Below are 21,007 nucleotides of genomic sequence, written 5' to 3'. Positions count from 1 at the left end.
GGCCCCTCTTGAGAGGGGCCGGGCATCGGTCTTCGTGCGGGACGAGGTGGTGATCAGTCCTCGAACCGGGCGCCGGTGAGACCTCCGAAGAAGCCGCCGTTGTTGCCCCCGTTGTCATTGCCGCCGTTGTTGTTGCCGCCGAAGCTCACGGAGGCGAGGGTGATCGTCGTCTGGCCCGGCACCACGTCCCTGCCGCCGTCCGGGTCCTGATCGGTGACCAGCGCGGTGTCACTCTGGTCACTGCCCGGGGCGAACTGGATGTTGGTGAAGCCGTTCTGCTGCAGGATCTGCTTCGCCTGGCCCACGGTCTGGCCGACCACGTTCGGGACCTTGGACTTCTTCTCCTCGGCCTTCTTGCCGATCTGGATGGTCACCGTGTCGCCCGGGTTGAGCTCGGTGCCCGCCTCGGGGTTGGTGGCGATGACCTTGCCGACGAGGTTGTCGTCGTCGGTCTCCACATCGGTGCAGGTGCCGACGAGGCCGTTGGCCTCCATCTGGGCCTTGGCGTCGTCGCAGCTCCGGCCGGTGACGGTGGGCACGACGGACTTCTCCGCCTCCTTGGCCACCGTCAGCGTGATCGTGGAGCCCTTCTCGCGCTTACCGCTGTCGGGGTCCTGGCTGATCACGACGCCGGGCTTGCGGTCGGACTCCTCGTTCTTCCGCTCGACCTGGAAGCCCTTTTCCTCCAGCTGGGCCTTGGCGTCGCTGAACTGGATCCCTGTGACATCGGGGACGGAGACCTTCGGTGCGCCCGTCGAGATCACCAGGGCGATGGTGTCGCCCTTCTTAACGGAAGCTCCGGCGGCGGGATCCTGCCTGCAGACGTTGCCCGTCTTCTGGTTCTCGCACGCGGCCTGGGTGGTCGTGACCTTGAGGTCGACGTTGGTCGCCGACTGCCTGGCCTCCTTCTCCGTCTGACCGATGAAGTTCGGGGCCTTGAGGGTGTCGTTGCCCGCACCCCCGCCGGTGAACATCCACCGTCCGATGAGGATCGCGCCCACCAGCACCAGCACACCCGCGACGACCAGGAGGATCGTGGAGGTGTTGTTCTTCTTCTGCTGGCGGCGGCGGCCCTGGCGGTCGTCATAGCCGTAGCCGTCGTCCCCGTTCATCGGGGGCAGCATCGTGGTGGCGCCGGCGTCCTGGGAGCGCAGGGCGGTGGTCCCCTGGTCGTCCGGGTAGCCGCCATAGCCGACCGAGCCCATGGCTGCGGTGGCCGCGACGGGCTGGCCGTCGAGGCAGGCCTCGATGTCGGCGCGCATCTCGTCGGCGGACTGGTAGCGGTAGTCCGGGTCCTTGACCAGGGCACGCAGGACGATGGCGTCCATCTCCGGCGTGATCTCCGGGTCGAAGACGCTCGGGGGCTGCGGCTCCTCCCGTACGTGCTGGTAGGCGACCGCCACGGGGGAGTCGCCGACGAACGGGGGACGGACCGTCAGGAGCTCGTAGAGGAGGCAGCCCGTGGAGTACAGGTCGGACCGGGCGTCCACCTGCTCGCCCTTGGCCTGCTCGGGGGAGAGGTACTGGGCGGTGCCGATGACGGCGGACGTCTGCGTCATCGTCATGCCGGAGTCGCCCATGGCGCGGGCGATACCGAAGTCCATCACCTTGACCTGGCCGTTGCGCGTCAGCATGACGTTGGCCGGCTTGATGTCACGGTGGACGATGCCGTTGCGGTGGGCGTACTCCAGTCCCTGGAGGATGCCGATGGTCATCTCCATGGCGCGCTCCGGCAGCAGCTTGCGGCCGCTGTGGAGAAGCTCACGGAGGGTGGAGCCCTCGACGTACTCCATGACGATGTACGGGATCGAGACCCCGTCGATGTAGTCCTCGCCCGTGTCGTAGACCGCCACGATCGCGGGGTGGTTGAGCGAGGCGGCCGACTGGGCCTCCCGGCGGAACCGGGCCTGGAAGGTGGGGTCGCGCGCGAGGTCCGCTCGCAGCGTCTTCACCGCCACGGTGCGGCCGAGGCGGGTGTCCATCGCGAGGTAGACCTCCGCCATGCCACCACGGCCGAGCACCTGGCCCAGCTCGTACCGGCCGCCGAGGCGACGCGGCTCTTCCATAGCTTCCTACCAGCCCTCTCCGTCGGTCCCGACCGCACCTTTGTGTGGTCCGGCGGCTGTGCTCCGGGCATACGGTACCCGGCTCGCCTTTCATGACCTGGCCAACCGCGTCACCCGATACAGGACCGGTATCGCAACGTGCACCGATGTGGAGGTGACGTGAGCGGGGTCACTTCTTGCTGTTGATCACTGCCTGCATCACGCTCTTCGCGATCGGGGCGGCGAGACCACCGCCGGAGATCTCACCGCGGTTGGCGCTGCCGTCCTCCACGACCACGGCCACGGCCACCGGCGAGCTGCCGTCGCTGAGCTTGGCGTAGGAGATGAACCAGGCGTACGGAAGCTCCTTGTTGTCGACGCCGTGCTGGGCGGTGCCGGTCTTGCCGCCGACGGTGACGCCCTCCGCGGCGATCTTGGCCGCAGCACCGGTGCCGCCCGGGTCGTTGACCACGGTCTCCATCATCTCCTGCAGCTTCTGGGCGGTCTCCGGCGAGACGGCCTGGGAGAGCGGCTCGGGGTCGTGCGCCTCGATGACGTCGAGGTTGGAGGCACGCAGCTGGTCGACCATGTACGGCTTCATCAGCTCGCCGTCGTTCGCGATGGCCGCGGAGACCATGGCCATCTGGAGGGGGGTGGCGCGGTTGGAGCCCTGGCCGATGCCGTCGAGCGCGTTCTGCGGTGCGTTGTCCACGGGGTAGACGCTCTCCGCGGCGCGGACCGGGATGTCCAGCTCGGCCTCGTTGAAGCCGAACTTCTCCGACTGCTCGATCATCTTCTCGTTGGTGACGCTGTGGCTGAGCTTGGCGAAGACGGTGTTGCAGGAGACCTTCAGGGCCTCGCGCAGGGTGGCGTTCTCACACTTGCCGTGCTGGTTGGTGAGGTCGGTCTTCGTGCCGGGCAGCTGGTACGGGTCCGGGGTGTCCGTGGCCTTGTCGATGCCGTCGACGACGCCGTTCTCCAGCGCGGCAGCGGCCGTGACCACCTTGAACGTGGAGCCCGGAGGGTAGGTCTCGCGCAGCGCCCGGTTCAGCATCGGCTTGTCCTTGTCCTTCTCCAGCTTCGAGAAGGCCTCGCTGTCCTTCTTGCTGATGCCGGCGAAGGTCGACGGGTCGTAGGACGGCGTGGAGGCCAGGGCGAGGATGGCGCCGGTCTTCGGGTCGATCGCGGCGACGGCGCCCTTCTTGTTGCCGAGGCCCTTGAAGGCGGCCTTCTGGGCGGCGGCGTTGAGGGTGGTGACGACGTTGCCGCCCTCCTTCTTCTTGCCGGTGATCATGTCCAGCGTGTTCCGGAAGAAGAGCCGGTCGTCGTTGCCGGTGAGGATGCCGTCCTCGAGGTTCTCCAGCTGTGTGGCCCCGACGATCTGCGAGGAGTAGCCGGTGACGGGGGCCCACATCTCGCCGTTCTTCCAGGTGCGCTTGTACTTGAAGTCGAGCCCTTCGGAAGCGACGGACCCCGTGATGGCCTTGCCGTCGACGATGATGTCCCCGCGAGCCGTGGCGTAGCGCTCGATGGCGACGCGACGGTTGTTCTTGTCGGTGGCGAGGGAGTCCGCCTGGACGTACTGGAGCCAGTTGCTGCGGATGAGCAGGGCGAGGACCAGGAGCCCACAGAAGATCGCGATGCGGCGCAGGGGCTTGTTCATGACGGGCGGACCACCTGGGTCATCTCGGCGTCGGGGTTCGGTGCGGGCGCCGGCGCGGGCCGACGCGCGGTGTCGCTGATTCTGATCAGGATGCCGATGAGTGCCCAGTTGGCGATGACCGAGGAACCGCCGTAGGCCATGAATGGCATCGTCATACCGGTCAGAGGGATGAGGCCCATCACACCGCCGGCGACAACGAAGACCTGGAGGGCGAACGCGCCGGACAGACCGACGGCGAGCAGCTTGCCGAACGGGTCGCGGGCGGCGAGGGCGGTCCTGATGCCGCGCTCCACGATCAGACCGTAGATCAGCAAGATCGCCATCACGCCGCTCAGTCCCAGCTCCTCACCGAAGGTGGCGAGGATGAAGTCGGAGTTCGCGGCGAAGCGGATGAGCTCGGAGTGGCCCTGGCCCCAGCCGGTGCCGAGGGTGCCGCCGGAACCGAAGGCCCAAAGGGCCTCCATGGACTGCGCGGAATGGCCGGCGACGGTCTTGGAGAGCTCCCACTCGCCCATGGGGTCCAGCCAGGCCTGCACACGCTGCTGCACGTGGATCTCGAACGAAGCCACACCCACCGCGCCTGCCGCGGACATCAGCAGACCGAAGACGATCCAGCTGGTCCGCTCGGTCGCGACGTACAGCATGATCACGAACATGCCGAAGAACAGCAGCGAGGTACCGAGGTCGGTCTCGAAGACCAGGATGAGGATCGAGATCGCCCAGACGACGATGATGGGCCCGAGGTCGCGTCCGCGCGGGAGGTAGAGGCCAATGAAGCGGCGGCTGGCCAACGCGAGCGCGTCGCGCTTCACCATCAGGTAGCCGGCGAAGAAGACCGCCAGCACGATCTTGGCGAACTCGCCGGGCTGGATGGTGAAGCTGCCGACCTGGATCCAGATCTTGGCGCCGTAGGTGAGTTCCGCGCCGAGGCCCGGCACCAGAGGGAGCAGCAGGAGGACCAGCGCGCCGACCATGGAGATGTAGGTGTAGCGCTGGAGGGTGCGGTGATCCTTGAGGAAGATCAGTACGGCGATGAGGAGCGCGATGCCCATCGCTGTGTAGACCAGTTGATTGGTCGCCTTGCCGCCGGCCTGTCCGATCTGCTGGAGCAGTTTCGACTGGTCCAGTCGCCAGATCGCCACCAGCCCCAGCCCGTTCAGCAGGGTGGCCAACGGCAGCATCAGCGGGTCGGCGTACGGCGCGAACTTGCGGACGACGAGGTGGCCGATGCCGGCCAATACCCCGAGGCCGATGCCGTAGGCGGCCAGCCCGGCCGGTACCTCGTCGTTGAGTGCGAGCCCCACGTTGGCGTAGGCGAACACCGGAATGACGACCGCGAAAGCCAGCAACGCCAGTTCGGTGTTGCGGCGGCTCGGCGCGCCGATCGCGCCGATCGTGGACGTGTGCTGCGTCGACGTGTTGGTAGTACTGCTCATCGTGTGACTGGGCCCCTCGCGGCTTGCCTACTGCTCACCGCACCGCGAGACCAGCTTCTGCTCCTCCTCCGAGAGGCTGGGGCCGGCTGACGGTGTGGGTGTGGACTGGGTCGGGCTCGGGGACGTCGATGGCGTCGACGTCGGGGACGGTGTGGCCTTGGACGTGAGGGAGCTCTTTGTGGTTCCCGTGACGCCCCCGGCCTCGCCCTCGCCGGTCTTGGCGTTCTTGTCCGCCGCCTCGCGGCGCTCGGCGTTCTTCTTGCACGCCGACGCCTGGGTGGCCAGTTCGTCGATCTTCTTCGTGGCGTTGTCCAGACCGCCCTCGGCGATCGTGGCCTCGACGAGCTTCTGCTGGTACGGCGGCAGGTACTTGAGTTCGATCTCGGGGTGGTCCTTCTCCACCTTCGAGAGCGAGATCCAGGCCAGGTCCTGGCTGATGCCGCGGTACAGAGCGACATGGTCGTCGTTGGCGCCGACGTAGTACTGCGTCTGCGTCCAGCGGTACCCGCCGTAAAGGCCCCCGCCGAGCACGGCGAGGGTGAGGATGCCGAAGAAGGATCTCTTGAGCCACCTGCCCTGCTTGCGTGGCTTGACGAAGTCGGTGTCGGAGTAGTTCCCGAAGCTGCCCGTCGCCGGCAGGTACCCGGTGGTGTCGCCGGAGCCGGGCGGGCCGAACTCGCCGCCACCGCCCTGCCCGTGCCCCTGGCGGCCGAGCCCGGAGGCGCGGCCGGCGGGGGTCTGCATGATGCCGTTGTCGTGGAGATGGAGCTGGTTCTCGGCGACCGCGCCCACCACGACCGGGGTGTCGTGGAGCTGCCCGGCGAGGGTGTCGCCCGTGTCGAGGTCGAGGACGTCGGCGACGATGACCGTGATGTTGTCCGGGCCGCCGCCGCGCAGCGCGAGCTCGATCAGCTGCTGGACGGTCTCCTCGGGGCCCTGGTAGCTGGCGAGGGTGTCCTCCATCGTCTGGTGGGACACGACACCGGACAGGCCGTCGGAGCAGATCAGGTACCGGTCGCCGGCGCGGACCTCACGGATGGAGAGGTCGGGCTCGACGTGGTCGCCGCTGCCCAGCGCGCGCATCAGCAAGGAGCGCTGCGGGTGGGTCGTGGCCTCTTCCTCGGTGATGCGGCCCTCGTCGACCAGACGCTGCACCCAGGTGTGGTCCTGGGTGATCTGGGTGAGGACGCCGTCGCGAAGGAGGTACGCGCGGGAGTCGCCGACATGGACGAGACCGAGCCGCTGGCCGGTCCACAGGAGGGCGGTGAGCGTGGTGCCCATGCCCTCCAGCTGGGGGTCCTCCTCGACCATGGCGCGCAGTTGTTCGTTGGCGCGCTGCACGGCGGTGCCGAGGGAGGTCAGGATGTCGGAGCCGGGGATGTCGTCGTCGAGTGTGACGAGGGTGGAGATCACCTCGGAGGAGGCGACCTCGCCGGCGGCCTGGCCGCCCATGCCGTCGGCGATCGCGAGCAGCCGCGGGCCGGCGTAGCCGGAGTCCTCGTTGCCCTCACGGATCATGCCTTTGTGCGATCCGGCGGCGAAGCGCAGTGACAGACTCATGCGCACCTCGCCCGTCGGCTCCGGGTACATCCGCACGGTGCCCACCCTCCGGTCGGGAGCGCGCCGGGGCCCTGGGTGGGGACCGCCGCTGCGTGCTCGCTCCGCTCGCGCTCATTCATGATGTAGCACTACTTCCGCAGCTCGATGACGGTCTTGCCGATGCGGATCGGCGCGCCCAGCGGAATCGGCGTGGGGGTCGTCAGTCGGTTCCGGTCGAGATACGTGCCGTTGGTGGACCCCAGGTCCTCGACGATCCACTGGCCGTCGCGGTCCGGGTAGATCCGGGCATGCCGGCTGGAGGCGTAGTCGTCGTCCAGCACGATCGTCGAGTCGTGCGCACGGCCCAGGGTGATGGTCTGGCCCTGCAGCGCGACGGTCGTCCCCGTCAGCGTGCCCTCGCTGACGACGAGCTTGGTCGGGGCGTTACGCCCGCGGCGGCCGCCGCCGGCGGCGGGCTGCTGGCCGCGTTGCTGCGGGGGCGCGGCCTGCCGGGCGGCGGTCTGCGGCCGCGCGCTCTCCCGGCGCGACCCCCGCTGGGTGACGCGCGTACCGAACAGGTCGCTGCGGATGACCTGCACGGCCACGATCACGAACAGCCACAGTACGGCCAGGAACCCCAGCCGCATGACCGTGAGGGTCAGCTCTGACATTGCCCCCGCTTCACCCTTCGGCTTGCCGGTAAATGATGGTGGTGCTGCCCACGACGATCCGCGAGCCGTCGCGGAGCGTAGCGCGGGTGGTGTGTTGCCCGTCCACCACGATGCCGTTGGTGGACCCGAGATCCTGGATCGTCGAGGGCGTTCCGGTCCGGATCTCGCAGTGCCGGCGGGAGACGCCGGGGTCGTCGATCCGCACGTCGGCTTCGGTGCTGCGACCCAGCACCAGCGTCGGGCGGGAGATCTGATGGCGGGTGCCATTGATCTCGATCCAGTAGCGCGTGCGTCCAGCGGCGCCCGGGGCTGCCCCGGCGCGCTGGAGGTAGGGGGCCGAGCCGGGACGGCCGCCCGGCGGCGGTGTGGCGGGCATGGGCGGGGCACCTGCGGGCGCGGCGGGGGGCGGGTAGCCGTAGCCGCCGGGGCGGCCGCCGGCGGGGTTCGCCGGGGCGCCCCCGGGGGCCTGCTGGTTGGTGGAGGAGGCGAGTGTACGGCTGCGCACCCGGTACAGGCCGGTGTCGAGGTCGTCCGCCTTCTCCAGGTGGACCTTGATCGGGCCCATGAAGGTGTACCGCTGCTGCTTGGCGTAGTCGCGCACCATGCCGGCGAGCTCGTCGCCGAGCTGGCCGGAGTAGGGGCTGAGGCGCTCGTAGTCGGGCGTGCTCAGCTCGACGATGAAGTCATTGGGGACGACCGTCCGGTCGCGGTTCCAGATGGTCGCGTTGTTGTCGCACTCACGCTGGAGCGCTCCCGCGATCTCCACGGGCTGGACCTCGGACTTGAACACCTTGGCGAAGGTGCCGTTGACCAGACCTTCGAGACGCTGCTCGAACTTCTTCAGGACTCCCATGGGGCACCTCCTCCGTCGTCACCGCTCTGCGTACTGCGTCCGTACTGCTTACTGATCGTATCCACGCGCCGGGAAATCGGCTGGTTCCCCCGGTCGGCCGGTCGACCGGTGTCACCGGTGTCCATGCCCACTGAGGTCACCTCCCGGCTTCCCACCGGAGCTCCTCTTCGAACTACTCCCGTCCGAACTCTGCCAAGGATCGTAGAGGGGGCGCGAGACCAGTGTCCCGCACCTGACTGTGCACCTTGCCCTCCTCCCATGGAGATGGCCGGGACCGGTACGAGGTTGATACGTGAACCAGTACTCGTCGATACATCGCGGAAGAGGGCAGGTGTGCGGTGCCTGCTGGGCGGTCCGGGGCCGGTGAGCCGGGGCGGACGCGGCCATGGATAAGGGATGTGAACCCACCCTCTCCCGCGTGCTAATCTTCTGGATGTCGGAAGGCGCCAGCACCGAAAGGGCAGGGCCGGAGGACACACCCAATGCGCGGGTGGCGGAATAGGCAGACGCGCTGGATTCAGGTTCCAGTGCCCGCAAGGGCGTGGGGGTTCAACTCCCCCCTCGCGCACAGCGAAGCGGTCCCATCGTGATCACGATGGGACCGCTTCTTTTTGCGCTCTGCGGGTCCCTGGGCTCCGGCCGCCGAGCCCGTGAAGTGTGAGGAGTCTCTCAGGAGAGTCAGTAAGGGCTTTCGTCCTTTGGTGGCGCGGGACGGTGTGGGGGCGTGCCGAGTCTCTTGTGCGCGGGCGGAGCCATGTTTCACGTGAAACGTCATACAGCGGTGTATTGGTGATGTTCTACGTGAAGCAGTGCGGGACGTGACTGGTGAGGCGACGCGCGCGGGTCAGTAGATCCAGGTAGACGGGATGCTCGGCGATGGCCGGCTGTGGTCCGTGCGGGAAATGGGGCGGAACGCGGTCGGAGCCGGCGATCAGGCCGGCGCGGTTGGGCCGTATGACCGCGTGGAACTCCTGGCGCTCCCCCTCGGGGAGGGGGTGGGGCCGGAGGGTGCTGAACTCGATTGGGCTATCCATGGTTCGGACAGGATCGGCCGGTTGCTCTCCGCTCAGGCCGCCCGCCGCTGGCGTGGGAGTGCGGGTGAAGGGGTTGACCAGCGTGTATCGCGGTCATCTGCCGGTCGATTCCCCATGGCTCCTGGGGGCGCGCGACACCGGGTTCGCGCCGGTTCGCGGGGCGCGCGCGGGCAAAGGGATGCTCTCTGTCTGGGTGTGAGCCTGTGAAATCCCGTCAGTACCGTTGACGCTCGCTCGCCTCGTTCCTATCTTCTGGTCGGTAAATCGCACAACGTTCGTCATTTCGAATGATGTGGTGTCCGGTTCCCCTCCCCCCACAAGCAAGAGACGAGGCGCACATGGCTCCGCCCCTCTCCAGACGCCTTCTCCTCCAGTCCGCGATCGTCGCCGCGGCAGGACCCGGGATCTCCCTCGGGACGGGCGGCGGTCGCGCTGCCGCCGCCACCGTTCCGGTGCCGTCCACCTGGTCGGTGCGGCCCTTCGAGCTCAACGAGGTGACGCTCGGCCCGGGCGGTGTGTTCGCCGGCAAGCGGCAGCTGATGCTCGACCACGGCCGCGGCTACGACGTGGACCGGCTGCTCCAGGTGTTCCGTGCCAACGCGGGGCTCTCCACGAAGGGCGCGGTCGCCCCCGGCGGCTGGGAGGGCCTCGACGGCGAGGCCAACGGCAACCTCCGGGGCCACTACACCGGGCACTTCCTGACGATGCTCGCCCAGGCCTACGCCGGCACCGGGGACACGGCGTACGCCGACAGGATTCGGACCATGGTGGGTGCCCTGAGCGAGGTGCGCGAGGCGCTGCGCGGCGATCCCAAGATGCTCGCCGTCACCGGGAAGTGGGGCAGCGCGCACGAGAACGTCCGGGGCTCGTACCAGTACATCGACCTGCCGGCCGCGGTGCTCGGCGGTGCCTCGGCGATCACTCTGTCGGTGTGGGTGAAGCCCGCGCACAACGCCGACTGGCAGCGGGTCTTCGACTTCGGCGACAACACCACCCGGTACATGTACCTGGCGACCCGCAACGCCGGTGGGGTGCCCCGGTTCGCCGTCACCACCAACGGGCCTGGAGGGGAGCAGGGGCTCAACGGCACGGCCGCGCTGCCGCTGAACCAGTGGAGTCATCTGGCGGTGACCATCTCCGGCTCCACGGGCACCCTCTACGTCAACGGCACCGCCGTCGCCCAGAACCCCTCGATGACGCTCGCCCCGTCCGTCCTGGGCACCCTGACGAACAACTGGCTGGGCCGCTCCAACTTCTCCGGCGACCCGGTGTATGCCGGCGCCTTCGACGAGTTCAACGTCTGGTCACGTGCTCTGACGGCGGCCGAGATCACCTCGCTGCAGACGAACGAGGCCAAGGACTCCTCCGCGGGGCTCGGCGACCTGGCGTCCTACTCCTTCGCCGCCACCAACGGCGGCACGTTCGCCGACGCCTCCGGGCGCGGCCTCGCCGCCACCCTGCGCCGCACCTGGGGCGGGCCGAGCCATCCCGGCTTCCTCGCCGCGTACCCGGAGACGCAGTTCATCGCGCTGGAGTCGATGACCAGCGGTGACTACACGAAGGTGTGGGCGCCCTACTACACCGCGCACAAGATCCTGAAGGGGCTTGTCGACGCCTATCTGGCCACTGACGACGCCCGGGCGCTGGACCTCGCTTCCGGCATGTGCGACTGGATGTACTCCCGGCTGTCCAAACTGCCCCACGCCACGCTGCAGCGGATGTGGGGCATCTTCTCCAGCGGTGAGTTCGGCGGCATCGTCGAGACCATCGTCGACCTGTACACGATCACGGGCGAGGCCGGTCATCTCGCGCTGGCCAGGCTCTTCGACCTCGACCGGCTCATCGACGCCTGCGCCGCGAACACCGACACCCTCGACGGCCTGCACGCCAACCAGCACATCCCGATCTTCACCGGGTACGTCCGCCTGTACGACGCGACGGGCGAGATCCGCTATCTCACCGCCGCGAAGAACTTCTGGGACATGGTCGTCCCGCAGCGCATGTACGGCATCGGCGGGACGAGCACGGCCGAGTTCTGGAAGGCCCGCGGGGTCATCTCCGGCACGATCAGCGACACCAACGCCGAGACCTGCTGCGCGTACAACATGCTGAAGCTGAGCCGGATGCTGTTCTTCCACGAGCAGGACGCGAAGTACATGGACTACTACGAGCGGGCCCTGTTCAACCAGGTGCTCGGCTCCAAGCAGGACAAGGCCGACGCGGAGAAGCCGCTGGTCACGTACTTCATCGGCCTCAAGCCCGGCCATGTGCGCGACTACACGCCGAAGCAGGGCACGACCTGCTGCGAGGGCACCGGCATGGAGAGCGCGACCAAGTACCAGGACTCCGTGTACTTCGCGAAGGCCGACGGCAGCGCGCTGTACGTCAACCTGTACAGCGCCACGACGCTGCACTGGACCGCCAAGGGCGTGACGGTCGACCAGACCACCGACTACCCGCGCGAGCAAGGCTCCACGATCACCATCGGGGGCGGCAGCGGCACCTTCGAACTGAAGCTGCGCGTGCCGTCGTGGGCGACCGACGGGTTCCGGGTGACCGTCAACGGCGGCGCGGTGGGCGGGACGCCGACCGCCGGGAGCTACTTCACGGTCCCCTCCCGCACCTGGCGCAACGGGGACGTCGTACGCGTGACGGTCCCGTTCCGGCTGCGGGTGGAGAAGGCGCTCGACGACCCGTCGCTGCAGACCCTCTTCCACGGGCCGGTCAACCTGGTCGGCAGGAACACCAGCACGAGCTACTTGTCGTTCGGCCTGTACCGCAACGCCGGTCTCTCCGGTGACCTGCTGCCCTCCCTCACGCCCGTGAGCGGAAAGCCGCTCCACTACACGCTCGACGGGACCGAGTTCGCGCCTTTCCACGAGGGCACCGAGGATCCCACGCACGCGTACATCAGGCGCTCCGAGCCGAAGGTCGTCTTCGGCGACACCGACTCGGGCGTGGCCAATCCGGCGACGTCCGACGGTACGACCCTGCTCGACGAGGTCTGGGCGGGGGCGCCGTTCGCCGACAAGGGCGCGCTGGTCGCGTGCGTGCGGTCGACCGTGAACTCCTGGGTGTCGGCCGGACTGCTCAGCCAGGCCGACGGGCAGAAGGTGGTCACGACCGCGCAGCAGGCGTCCTATGAGGCCTGAGGGCTGCACGGTGGTGCGCCGGTCCTGAGGGGGCGGCGCTGATCCGCTGGTCTCGCCGTGGCGGGGCCGGTCGGCGCGCGGTCGGCAGGTGTGCCGCCGTGCACCGGCCGGCCGTCGGGTCACGCGGCCAGACGCTCGGCGAGGGCCTTCGCCTTGGTGGCCGCGTCGTCGAGGGCCTGGGCGCGGGAGGCCTCGGAGAGCGGGATCAGCTCGCTCATCGCCGGGTTGTGCGGGGCCATGGTGAGCTCCGGGACGATGAAGTCGACGTCCAGGCCGAGGGTGTCGGAGAGCAGCGCTTTCAGGTAGTTCTGCACGTACTCGTAGGGCTCGCGCGGTGTGCCCGGCGCGTAGGAGCCGCCGCGGCTGGCGACGACGGTGACCGGGGTGCCCTTCACCTTCGAGTTCTCGTTCATGGCGGTACGGCCGATGAGGACCACGTTGTCCAGCCAGGCCTTCAGGGTCGACGGGATCGAGAAGTTGTACATGGGGGCGCCGATCAGGATCGCGTCGGCCTCCTCCAGTTCGGCGATGAGCTTCTCGCGCTCGGCGAAGGCGGCGGCCTGCGCCGGGGTGTGCGTGGCCGGATCGGCGAAGCCCGCGGTGTGTGCGTCGGCGCTGATGTGCGGCACGGGCTCGGCATCGAGGTCGCGGTAGATGACCGTGCCGTCGGGGTGCTGCTCTTCCCATGCCGTGCGGAAGGCCTCCGTCACGGCGCGCGACGCCGAGGCGCCGACAGGGAAGACGGACGAATCCACGTGGAGGAGGGTGGCCATGGTGAACTCCAAATAAGTCGCTTCGTTTCCGTTCGGGACTATGAATAACACAGCCACTTACTTTTTTTCACCCCCGAACGGGAGCCCAGTACGCTGGACCGCATGGCGGAAAAGCAGCAGGGGCTCCATGGCGCCGGTCCGTGTCAGCCGGTCGGCGAGGGCATCACGCGTGTGTTCGCTCTGCTCGGGAAGCGATGGACGGGCCTGATCGTGGCCGCGCTGATGCCGCACCCCGCGCACTTCGTCGACCTGCGCAGGGCGATCCCCGGCATCAGCGAGCGCATGCTCTCCGACCGCCTCACGGAACTCGCCGCGGCCGGCCTCGTCCGGCGCGAGGTCAACGAGGGGCCGCCTCTGCGGGTCACCTACCGGCTGACGGAGGCGGGCACCGCGCTGGACCCGGCGCTCCAGGAACTCGCGTCCTGGGCCAAGATCCATCTGCCGCAGGGCCGGCCGTGCATGGAGGCGGGGCGGGAGTAGGGCGTCGGGCGCGGTCGGGGCCGGGGCCCTGGGCGGGTGGGGGGCCGGTGGTTTTCCACAGGTGAACGGAGAGCCGGCGCCGAGTTGTCCACAGGGTCTGACGGGTTTCGGCCACCGGCTGTACCGTCATCACGAGTTGATGTTCGTGCGGGGACGTGTGCGGGGGAGGCGGTCGCTGTGACCGAAGACGATGCGACGACGACGGGGGCCGAAGCCGGTTCGGCGGCGGAGACCGAGGCCGTCGCGACGGCCGCGCCCGTGGGCGGTGAGGGGTCCGCGCAGTCGGCGGGGTCGGCGGTCCGGGCGGGGCGGACGCGGGTGCCGTGGGTGCCCGGGTTCGCGCGGTGGTCCTCGCAGGGTTCGCCCAAGGAGGAGGGCAAGGTTCTTCGGGAGCGGGTGCCGCGCAGCGCGCACGCGGACCTGACGCTCACCACCGACCGGCCCGACGCGGTGACCGCGGTCGAGGAGTCCAACCGCGGCCGCATTCCGACTCTCACCCCGATACGGGTCGGCCGGATGGCGGCCACGCCGTTCGCCTTCCTGCGCGGCTCGGCCGGACTCATGGCTCACGACCTCGCCCGTACGCCGATGACCGGCATCGGCACCCAGATCTGCGGCGACGCCCACGCCGCGAACTTCGGCCTCTACGGGGACGCCCGCGGCGGCCTCGTCATCGACCTCAACGACTTCGACGAGACCGTGCACGGCCCCTGGGAGTGGGACCTCAAGCGCCTTGCCACCTCGCTCGTGCTCGCCGGCCGCGAGGCGGGGGCCGACGAGGACACCTGCCGCAAGGCGGCGCTCGACACGACCGGAGCCTACCGGCGCACGATGCGGCTCCTCGCCAAGCTCCCCGCCCTCGACGCGTGGAACGCCATCGCCGACGAGGAACTCGTCTCGCACACCGACGCGCACGATCTGCTCGGCACGCTGGAACGGGTCTCGGAGAAGGCGCGCGCCAACACGAGCGGACGTTTCGCGGCCAAGTCGACCGAGACGGTGGAGGGCGGCGGGTGCCGCTTCGTGGACGCCCCGCCGGTGCTGCGCCGGGTGGACGACGCGGAGGCCGCGGCGGTCGCCGCCTCTCTGGAGCAGTACCTGACCACGCTCTCGGAGGACCGTCACCCGCTGCTCGCCCGCTACGCCGTGCACGATGTGGCGTTCCGCGTGGTCGGCACCGGCAGCGTGGGCACCCGCTCGTATGTCGTGCTGCTTCTGGACCACCGGGGCGAGCCGCTCGTGCTCCAGGTGAAGGAAGCCCGCCCGTCGGCGCTCGAACCGCATCTCAGGACGGCTGGTTTCGATGTCCCGGACGTGGCGCACGAGGGCCGTCGTGTGGTCCTCGGTCAGAAGCGCATGCAGGTGGTCAGCGACATCCTGCTGGGCTGGACGACCGTGCACGACCACTCCTTCCAGGTACGGCAGTTCCGCAACCGCAAGGGCAGCGTCGACCCCGCGGCACTCGCGGCCGACCAGATCGACGACTACGGCCGCATGACCGGCGCTCTCCTGGCCCGTGCCCACGCCCACAACGCCGACCCGCGGCTCATCGCCGGCTACTGCGGCAAGAACGATGAGCTCGACGAGGCCGTCGCGACGTTCGCCGTCACCTACGCCGACCGCACGGAGGCGGACCACGCGGACCTGGTGGCGGCGATCCGGTCGGGGCGGATCGAGGCGGAGGTCGGGGTGTGACCGGAGACCTGGGTATGACAGGGGTCGGCGAGCGGTAACGGTGCGGCGGTCCTCGGGTGATGCAGGTTCGGGGCACGGGGCTTTCCGGTGTCGGACCGTGGCCGGCGGGGCGCGGGTGGCTCGCCCCGGTTCCGGGTGCGGTGGCGGATCGGGAACGGTCTGGTGCGGGTGCTTTCCGGGCGTCGGCTGCGGCCACGAGCTGTCGGATCTCGTTGTTCCTCGGTCGGGCCGGGTGCCGTTCGGGCGGGCTCGGTGACGCTGGGAGTCGTGGCCTAGGCTGGGTCGGGTGACGAGCCCGGAAGCCGATCAGACCCAGTCCGAGCACCCCGCCGAGCCAGTGGAGCCCGCTGGGGGCACGGGGCAGGCCGAGGGCGTGTCCGCCGACAGCGCGGAATCCGCCGGGGGTGCCGCGTCCGGCGAGCGGGCGCAGGCCGGTGACGGCTCCGGGGGCGAGCGGCCTGAGGAGCGGCTGGAGCGGGCCGTGCGGGCGGCCGAGCAGGCGTTGATCGAGTACGAGATCGCGGTGGAGACCTTCCGGGTCGAGGTGGAGAACTTCTCCCGGCTGCACCACCAGAAGCTCGGACCGATGTACGCCCGGCTCGACGAACTCGACGCCCAGATCGCCGAGGCCAAGGCCGCACGGACCGGCGACCCCGAGGACGTGCGCAAGGCGCACGAGGCACGGGCGCGGGTGATGCCCATGCCGGGCGTGGAAGAGCTGTTCCACGGCTGGATGGACTCGGAGGGGCTGTTCCCCGAGGCCGCGGCGATGCTCACCGACCAGGCCGTACGGCCTCCGGAGCGGGTGCGGCCGAGTGACGAGGCCCGTCGGCTCTACCGCGAACTGGTCCGCAAGGCCCACCCCGACCTTGCCCAGGACGACAAGGAGCGCGAGCGGCGCGACGCGTTCATATCCCGGGTGAACGCGGCGTACGGACGGGGTGACGAGACGCTGCTGCGGGAGCTGTCGCAGGAGTGGGCCGCGGGTCCCGTGCCCGAGGAACGCAGGCCCAGCCGCAGCGAGGAGCTCTACGCCCGCCTCGAATGGCTGGCCCAGCGCAAGGAACTGCTCACCCTGGTCGCCCGCGACCTGGAGGAGGGCGCCATCGGCTCCATGCTCCGCATCGCCCCGGACGACCCCGACCGCCTCCTCGACGAGATCGCCGAACAGCTGCTGGCGGAGGTCGCGCAGCGGGAGGCGGAACTGGCGGGTCTGCTCGGGCAGGACACCCAGAGCGGGCAGGGCCACCCGGGAGAACAGGGCGGCCAGGCCGGAGCGGCCGGCCGGGTCGAATAGGCGGGTCACGTCGGCGCTGCGTGGGCGTGCGGTCGGGTAGCGTCGTAGCCATGCAATTCGGAGCTGGTGTGCCCACGGTCGAGGTCGCGGACCTCAAGGACGACGACTTCCTGCTCGACGTCCGGGAGGACGACGAGTGGCAGGCGGGTCATGCCGAAGGGGCGCTGCACATCCCGATCAGTGAGTTCGTGGCGCGGTACGGCGAGCTGACCGAGGCGGCGCCGCAGGACGGCAGGGTCCATGTGATCTGCCGCTCGGGCGCGCGTTCGGCGCAGGTCACCATGTACCTCGTCCAGCAGGGCATCGACGCCGTGAACGTCGACGGCGGTATGCAGGTCTGGGCGGCCGCCGGCCGGCCGGTGGTGGACGACAAGGGCCAGAGCGGGTTCGTTCTCTAGGTTCGGAGAACCTTCCGGCTCAGGGGCGTGCGGGTTGCTTCGCGCGCCCCTTTCGTCGTTGTGTGCGGCGCTCAGCCCAGCGGGTGTGCTGCCAGCAGGTCTCCCAGGGCCTCCTCGTGCGCCGCTGCCGGGCCGAGGGAGAGTTCGAGATGCTTGGCCCAGGCGTGGTAGCGGTGCAGCGGGTAGTCGACGTCGGCGCCGAAACCTCCGTGCAGATGGTGCGCGGTCTGCACGACCCGTCGTACGCCCTCCGAGGCCCAGATCTTCGCCACGGCGACGTCCCCGGCCGAGGGCAGCGCGCCCGTGGCCCCTGAGCTGATGCGCCAGGCGGCCTGCCACAGGGTGGCCTCCATGGCGCGGAGGTCGATGTAGCGGTCGGCGGTCTGGACGGCGACGGCCTGGAACGAGGCGATCGGGTGCCCGAACTGCTCCCGCTTACCGGTGTATTCGGCGGTCATGGTGAGGACGCCCTCCCCCAGCCCGAGGGCCAGCGCACAGGTGCCGGTGGCCAGCAGTTCGCGGAGCCCCTCCCAGGCACCCTCCGCGTCGATGACGTCCCGCGCGGCGATCCGGGCCGAGTCCAGCCGCAGCTCGGCGAGCCGCTCACCTGCCGTCGAGATCTGCTCGGCGAGGACGACGCCCTCGTGGACGCGGGGGACGAGCGCGAGCAGGACGCGGTCGGCTCCGGCCGCTTCCGGGGCGTCTGCGGTCCCCGCGCTTTCCGCGCTGCCCATGGCTCCGGTACCCGGCACGACCGTCGCGGGTACGACGATGCAGTCGGCGTTGTATGCCCAGGGCACTGCTGTCTGCACGCCGTCCAGCACCCAGGTCCCGTCGACGTCCCGCTGAGCGGTGACGGCGAGTTCGGCCGGGTCGTGGCCCGTGCGGCCGTGCGCGGCGACGGTCAGGACGACCTCGCCGCGGCCGACCCGAGTGAGCAGGTCCGTCCGCGCTTCCTCGCTGCCGTACGCCTGTACGGTCACGGCGGCCGCGCTGGTCTCCAGCAACGGCACCCGGGCCAGTACCTTCGCCGACTCGCGCAGCACCAGGCACAGTGCGATCGCGTCGAGCCCCGACCCGCCGTACGAGGGGTCCAGCAGGAGACTGAGCAGGTCCGAGTCGGCCAGCCGCGTCCACAGCGTCCGGTCGAAGTCGTCGGCCACGGCCCCCGGTACGAGCGAGGGGCTCGGTACCCCGTCCGGCGCGACCCCGGCGAACACCGCCCTCGCCGCCTCGGCCGCCGCCTGCTGCTCCTCGGTGAAGGTGAAGTCCACGGTTCCGCCCTTCCGTGTCGGCGATGACGGGGCGTCAAGATAGAACAGGTTCTAGAAGAAGGGAATGACGTGGCGGTCCGGAGAGGGGGGCCTGCCCCGGGGCCCGGTGAGGCGTCGGGTCTGCTCGGCCACTCACCTCACTGGTGCAGCACTGCGCCGTAAGGTGTCCAAGGCTGTGGATAACCTCATGGGTGCCGTGCGAGCGGTGTGACGATGTGACTGCTGTGACCACCGGGACTGTGCCGGATGCGCGCGGCTGAGTAAGTTCCGGTGGGGAAACGGACCGGGAGTGGGAATCGGGGAGCGGGGCGGAATGGACGCGTACGACGAGGTCTCGAACGCCCGGCGCGGGCCGGACGAGCCCGAGGGCTCCGCCTCCACAGACCCGGGAGATGAGGTCGCCGGAGGGGGTGACAGCGCCCGGGGCGACGCCGGCGAACCTGCTCCCGCGTCCGCGTCGGCTCCCGCGTCCGCGTCGGCTCCCGCGTCCGCGCCTGCTCCCGCGTCCGCACCCGCGGCCGCGTCGGAAGCCGCTTCCGACCAGGGCCCCGAGTCCGACGCCGTGCCGGTTTGCGCAGGTGTGGCGCCAGCCGACCGCGACTCCGCCCCGTCCCCGTCCCCGGCTCGTGCTCCCGTATGGGCGGCGAGGCCCAATCCCCACGCCCCGCCCCCTTCCCCCGGCGCCCCCGCCCCGCCGCAGCCGGCACCTTCGGCGTCCGGCATAGCCGCGCTCTCACTGCCGTATCAGATCGTCGTGGCGCTCGTGCTGGCCGTGGTCGCCGTGGTGGCCTGTGTGCACGTCGGCATGGTGTTCCTGCATGTGGCCCCCTCGAACACGATGACGAAGCAGCACGGTCAGGCGGTCGACGACTGGGTGTACCCGGAGTTCGAGCAGAACTGGAAGCTGTTCGCTCCGAACCCGCTGCAGCAGAACATCGCCGTGCAGGTCAGGGCTGAGGTCCGCAAGCCGGGCGGCGGTTCTCGCGAGACCGGCTGGTACGACCTCTCCGCGCTGGACGGCGCCGCCATCGACGGCAATCTGATGCCCAGCCACACCCAGCAGAACGAACTGCGCCGGGCCTGGGACTTCTACGTCTCCACGCACGACACCGAGAACCGCGCGACGAGCTCACGCGGCGAGCTGTCCGAGCGCTATCTGCGCCGCATCGTGGTGATGCGCCTCGACCGGGAACTCGACGCCGAGCAGGCCGGGGGCTCCGGCGGGGTCGTCCAGCGGATACAGGTCCGGTCCCGTACCACCAACGTGCCGGCGCCCGAGTGGAGCGAGGAACAGGTGTCAGACAAGCCCGTCGTCCGGGAGCTGTCCTGGTGGTCGGTGACCGACCGCGACCGCACGGGAGCGAGCGCCGAATGAGCTCCATGACTCCGACCGGCCCCACTGGCCCGACCAGAGGGACCCACCCGGCAGGCGGTCCCCTGGCGCGTCTCTCCGCCTTCATCGGATCCGGGATCACCAGGGTCACCGACAACGCGCTGGGCCCCTACCAGAGCGCGATCGTCCGTATCGGCTTCGCCGGGACCTGGCTGCTGTTCCTGCTGCGGGAGTTCCCGCAGCGGCGTGAGCTGTACGGGCCGCACGGGCCCTGGAGCTGGGACCTGGCGCAGCAGCTGATCGCGGACAACGGCGCGTTCACGGTCCTGATGTGGTCGGAGAGCGTGGTGTGGTTCGAGCTCGTCTACGCCCTCGGCGTGCTGTCGAGCCTGATGCTGCTGCTCGGCTGGCGCACCCGCACCGCGAGCGTGCTCTTCATGGTGGGTGTGCTGTCACTGCAGAACCGCAGCGTGTTCATGGGTGACGGCGGTGACAACGTCATCCACCTCATGGCGATCTATCTGGTCTTCCTCCGTTGCGGCCAGGTCTGGTCCCTGGACGCCCGGCGTGAACGGCGCACGCGCGAGCGCCTGGAGCGCGGGGCTGAGGCGCCGGCGGACCGTGTCGGCCCCTCCCTGTGGTGCGTGCTCGGCTTTCTGCTGCTGGTGGCGACGTTCGGCGGTCTGATCCCCGGTGGCTTCTGGGGCGGCTGGCTGACGGTCTTCTGGGGGCTGTGGGCCGTGCACGGCGTGTGGTGGGCCGTATGCCGCGTCGAGGCGGACGTCCGGCCCCGTGTCCTGCTCGGCATCGTGGGCAACCTCGCACACAACGCCGCCCTGGCCGTGATCATGGCCGAGGCGTGTCTGATCTACGCGACGGCCGGCTGGTACAAGATCCAGGGCTCCCGCTGGCAGGACGGTACGGCCGTCTACTACCCGCTGCACCTGGACTACTTCTCGCCGTGGCCCGCACTGTCCGAGCTGATGACGTCGAGCGGCACCATGGTGATGCTGGTGACGTACGGGACGGTCGCCGCCCAGGTCGCCTTCCCGTTCACGCTGTTCAACCGGCGCGTCAAGAACGTCCTGCTCGCGGTCATGATGACCGAGCACGCCGCGATCGCCGTCATCCTGGGCCTGCCGTTCTTCTCGCTCGCGATGATCGCCGCCGACGCCGTGTTCCTGCCGACGTCGTTCCTGAAGCGCCTGGGCGGCTGGGCGGCACGCGCGCGTGACGGTGCGGTGCGTCGGGTGCTGCCGGGGCGCGGCCGTACGCGGCCGGACCGGCCCGAGCAGGGGCCGCCGCCTCCGGAGAAGGAGACGGCCGGGCAGGCGCACGTAGGCTTCACCGCATGAACGATGCGG

Annotated in this window: 16 protein-coding genes and 1 tRNA gene; 8 read left to right on the top strand and 9 right to left on the bottom strand. The window is 69.7% G+C overall.

Annotated elements, in window-relative coordinates; genetic code table 11:
* Positions 1-53: 53 nt before the first annotated feature.
* The 6 genes from pknB to ACZ43N_RS11580 form a co-directional block, all read right to left on the bottom strand.
* Positions 54-2,066 carry a Stk1 family PASTA domain-containing Ser/Thr kinase gene (gene pknB, locus ACZ43N_RS11605; RefSeq protein WP_468096841.1) on the bottom strand — a complete coding sequence of 671 codons (2,013 nt, stop codon included), beginning with the start codon at positions 2,064-2,066 and terminating at the stop codon, positions 54-56.
* Between the two features lie 169 nt (positions 2,067-2,235).
* Entirely contained in the window at positions 2,236-3,708 is a 1,473-nt protein-coding gene (locus tag ACZ43N_RS11600; RefSeq protein WP_468096839.1) for a peptidoglycan D,D-transpeptidase FtsI family protein, read from the bottom strand.
* Complete coding sequence (locus ACZ43N_RS11595) at positions 3,705-5,144, bottom strand: FtsW/RodA/SpoVE family cell cycle protein (protein WP_468096838.1); 1,440 nt, start codon at positions 5,142-5,144, stop codon at positions 3,705-3,707. Before ACZ43N_RS11595 ends, ACZ43N_RS11600 begins: the two co-directional genes overlap by 4 nt.
* A gap of 27 nt (positions 5,145-5,171) precedes the next feature.
* Positions 5,172-6,704: a Stp1/IreP family PP2C-type Ser/Thr phosphatase gene (locus ACZ43N_RS11590; protein ID WP_468096837.1), complete on the bottom strand. Its 1,533-nt coding sequence runs from the start codon at positions 6,702-6,704 to the stop codon at positions 5,172-5,174.
* Positions 6,705-6,832: 128 nt separating this feature from the next.
* Entirely contained in the window at positions 6,833-7,354 is a 522-nt protein-coding gene (locus tag ACZ43N_RS11585; protein WP_468096835.1) for an FHA domain-containing protein FhaB/FipA, read from the bottom strand.
* 10 nt (positions 7,355-7,364) lie between these two features.
* Entirely contained in the window at positions 7,365-8,207 is an 843-nt protein-coding gene (locus tag ACZ43N_RS11580) for an FhaA domain-containing protein (RefSeq protein ID WP_468096834.1), read from the bottom strand.
* Between the two features lie 484 nt (positions 8,208-8,691).
* Between ACZ43N_RS11580 and ACZ43N_RS11575 the strand changes: the two genes are divergently transcribed.
* Positions 8,692-8,775: transfer RNA gene (locus ACZ43N_RS11575), tRNA-Leu, on the top strand.
* Positions 8,776-9,004: 229 nt separating this feature from the next.
* Here ACZ43N_RS11575 and ACZ43N_RS11570 read toward each other — a convergent pair.
* Positions 9,005-9,241: a hypothetical protein gene (locus tag ACZ43N_RS11570; protein WP_468096833.1), complete on the bottom strand. Its 237-nt coding sequence runs from the start codon at positions 9,239-9,241 to the stop codon at positions 9,005-9,007.
* A 338-nt stretch (positions 9,242-9,579) separates the two neighbouring features.
* Between ACZ43N_RS11570 and ACZ43N_RS11565 the strand changes: the two genes are divergently transcribed.
* The gene (locus ACZ43N_RS11565) at positions 9,580-12,393 is read left to right on the top strand and encodes a beta-L-arabinofuranosidase domain-containing protein (protein ID WP_468096831.1); all 2,814 of its coding nucleotides are present in this window, start codon (positions 9,580-9,582) and stop codon (positions 12,391-12,393) included.
* 119 nt (positions 12,394-12,512) lie between these two features.
* Here ACZ43N_RS11565 and ACZ43N_RS11560 read toward each other — a convergent pair whose 3' ends face one another.
* The gene (locus ACZ43N_RS11560; RefSeq protein WP_468096830.1) at positions 12,513-13,166 is read right to left on the bottom strand and encodes an FMN-dependent NADH-azoreductase; all 654 of its coding nucleotides are present in this window, start codon (positions 13,164-13,166) and stop codon (positions 12,513-12,515) included.
* 102 nt (positions 13,167-13,268) lie between these two features.
* On the opposite strand from ACZ43N_RS11560, the gene ACZ43N_RS11555 reads away from it, so the two are divergent.
* The 4 genes from ACZ43N_RS11555 (at position 13,269) to ACZ43N_RS11540 (ending at position 17,036) form a co-directional block, all read left to right on the top strand.
* Positions 13,269-13,646 carry a winged helix-turn-helix transcriptional regulator gene (locus ACZ43N_RS11555; RefSeq protein ID WP_468096828.1) on the top strand — a complete coding sequence of 126 codons (378 nt, stop codon included), beginning with the start codon at positions 13,269-13,271 and terminating at the stop codon, positions 13,644-13,646.
* A gap of 177 nt (positions 13,647-13,823) precedes the next feature.
* Positions 13,824-15,341, top strand: a complete 1,518-nt coding sequence (locus tag ACZ43N_RS11550) for a DUF2252 domain-containing protein (protein WP_468096827.1) — start codon at positions 13,824-13,826, stop codon at positions 15,339-15,341.
* A 286-nt stretch (positions 15,342-15,627) separates the two neighbouring features.
* A complete protein-coding gene (locus ACZ43N_RS11545; RefSeq protein ID WP_468096825.1) occupies positions 15,628-16,638 on the top strand; it encodes a J domain-containing protein in 1,011 nt (336 codons plus the stop codon).
* Between the two features lie 68 nt (positions 16,639-16,706).
* On the top strand, positions 16,707-17,036 hold the full coding sequence (locus ACZ43N_RS11540; protein WP_468097080.1) for a rhodanese-like domain-containing protein: 330 nt from the start codon (positions 16,707-16,709) through the stop codon (positions 17,034-17,036).
* A 71-nt stretch (positions 17,037-17,107) separates the two neighbouring features.
* On the opposite strand, the gene ACZ43N_RS11535 is transcribed toward ACZ43N_RS11540, so the two are convergent.
* Positions 17,108-18,310 (bottom strand): acyl-CoA dehydrogenase family protein, encoded by a 1,203-nt coding sequence (locus tag ACZ43N_RS11535; RefSeq protein WP_468096824.1) that lies wholly within the window; start codon positions 18,308-18,310, stop codon positions 17,108-17,110.
* A gap of 754 nt (positions 18,311-19,064) precedes the next feature.
* On the opposite strand from ACZ43N_RS11535, the gene ACZ43N_RS11530 reads away from it, so the two are divergent.
* The gene (locus ACZ43N_RS11530; RefSeq protein WP_468096822.1) at positions 19,065-19,685 is read left to right on the top strand and encodes a DUF5819 family protein; all 621 of its coding nucleotides are present in this window, start codon (positions 19,065-19,067) and stop codon (positions 19,683-19,685) included.
* A gap of 5 nt (positions 19,686-19,690) precedes the next feature.
* A complete protein-coding gene (locus ACZ43N_RS11525; RefSeq protein WP_468097079.1) occupies positions 19,691-20,998 on the top strand; it encodes an HTTM domain-containing protein in 1,308 nt (435 codons plus the stop codon).
* Positions 20,999-21,007 lie beyond the last annotated feature (9 nt).

This window comes from Streptomyces sp. NPDC030814 (genome assembly GCF_055572155.1).
The sequence above is the reverse complement of the archived record's forward strand: the minus strand, read 5'-3'. Positions and strand labels throughout refer to the sequence as shown.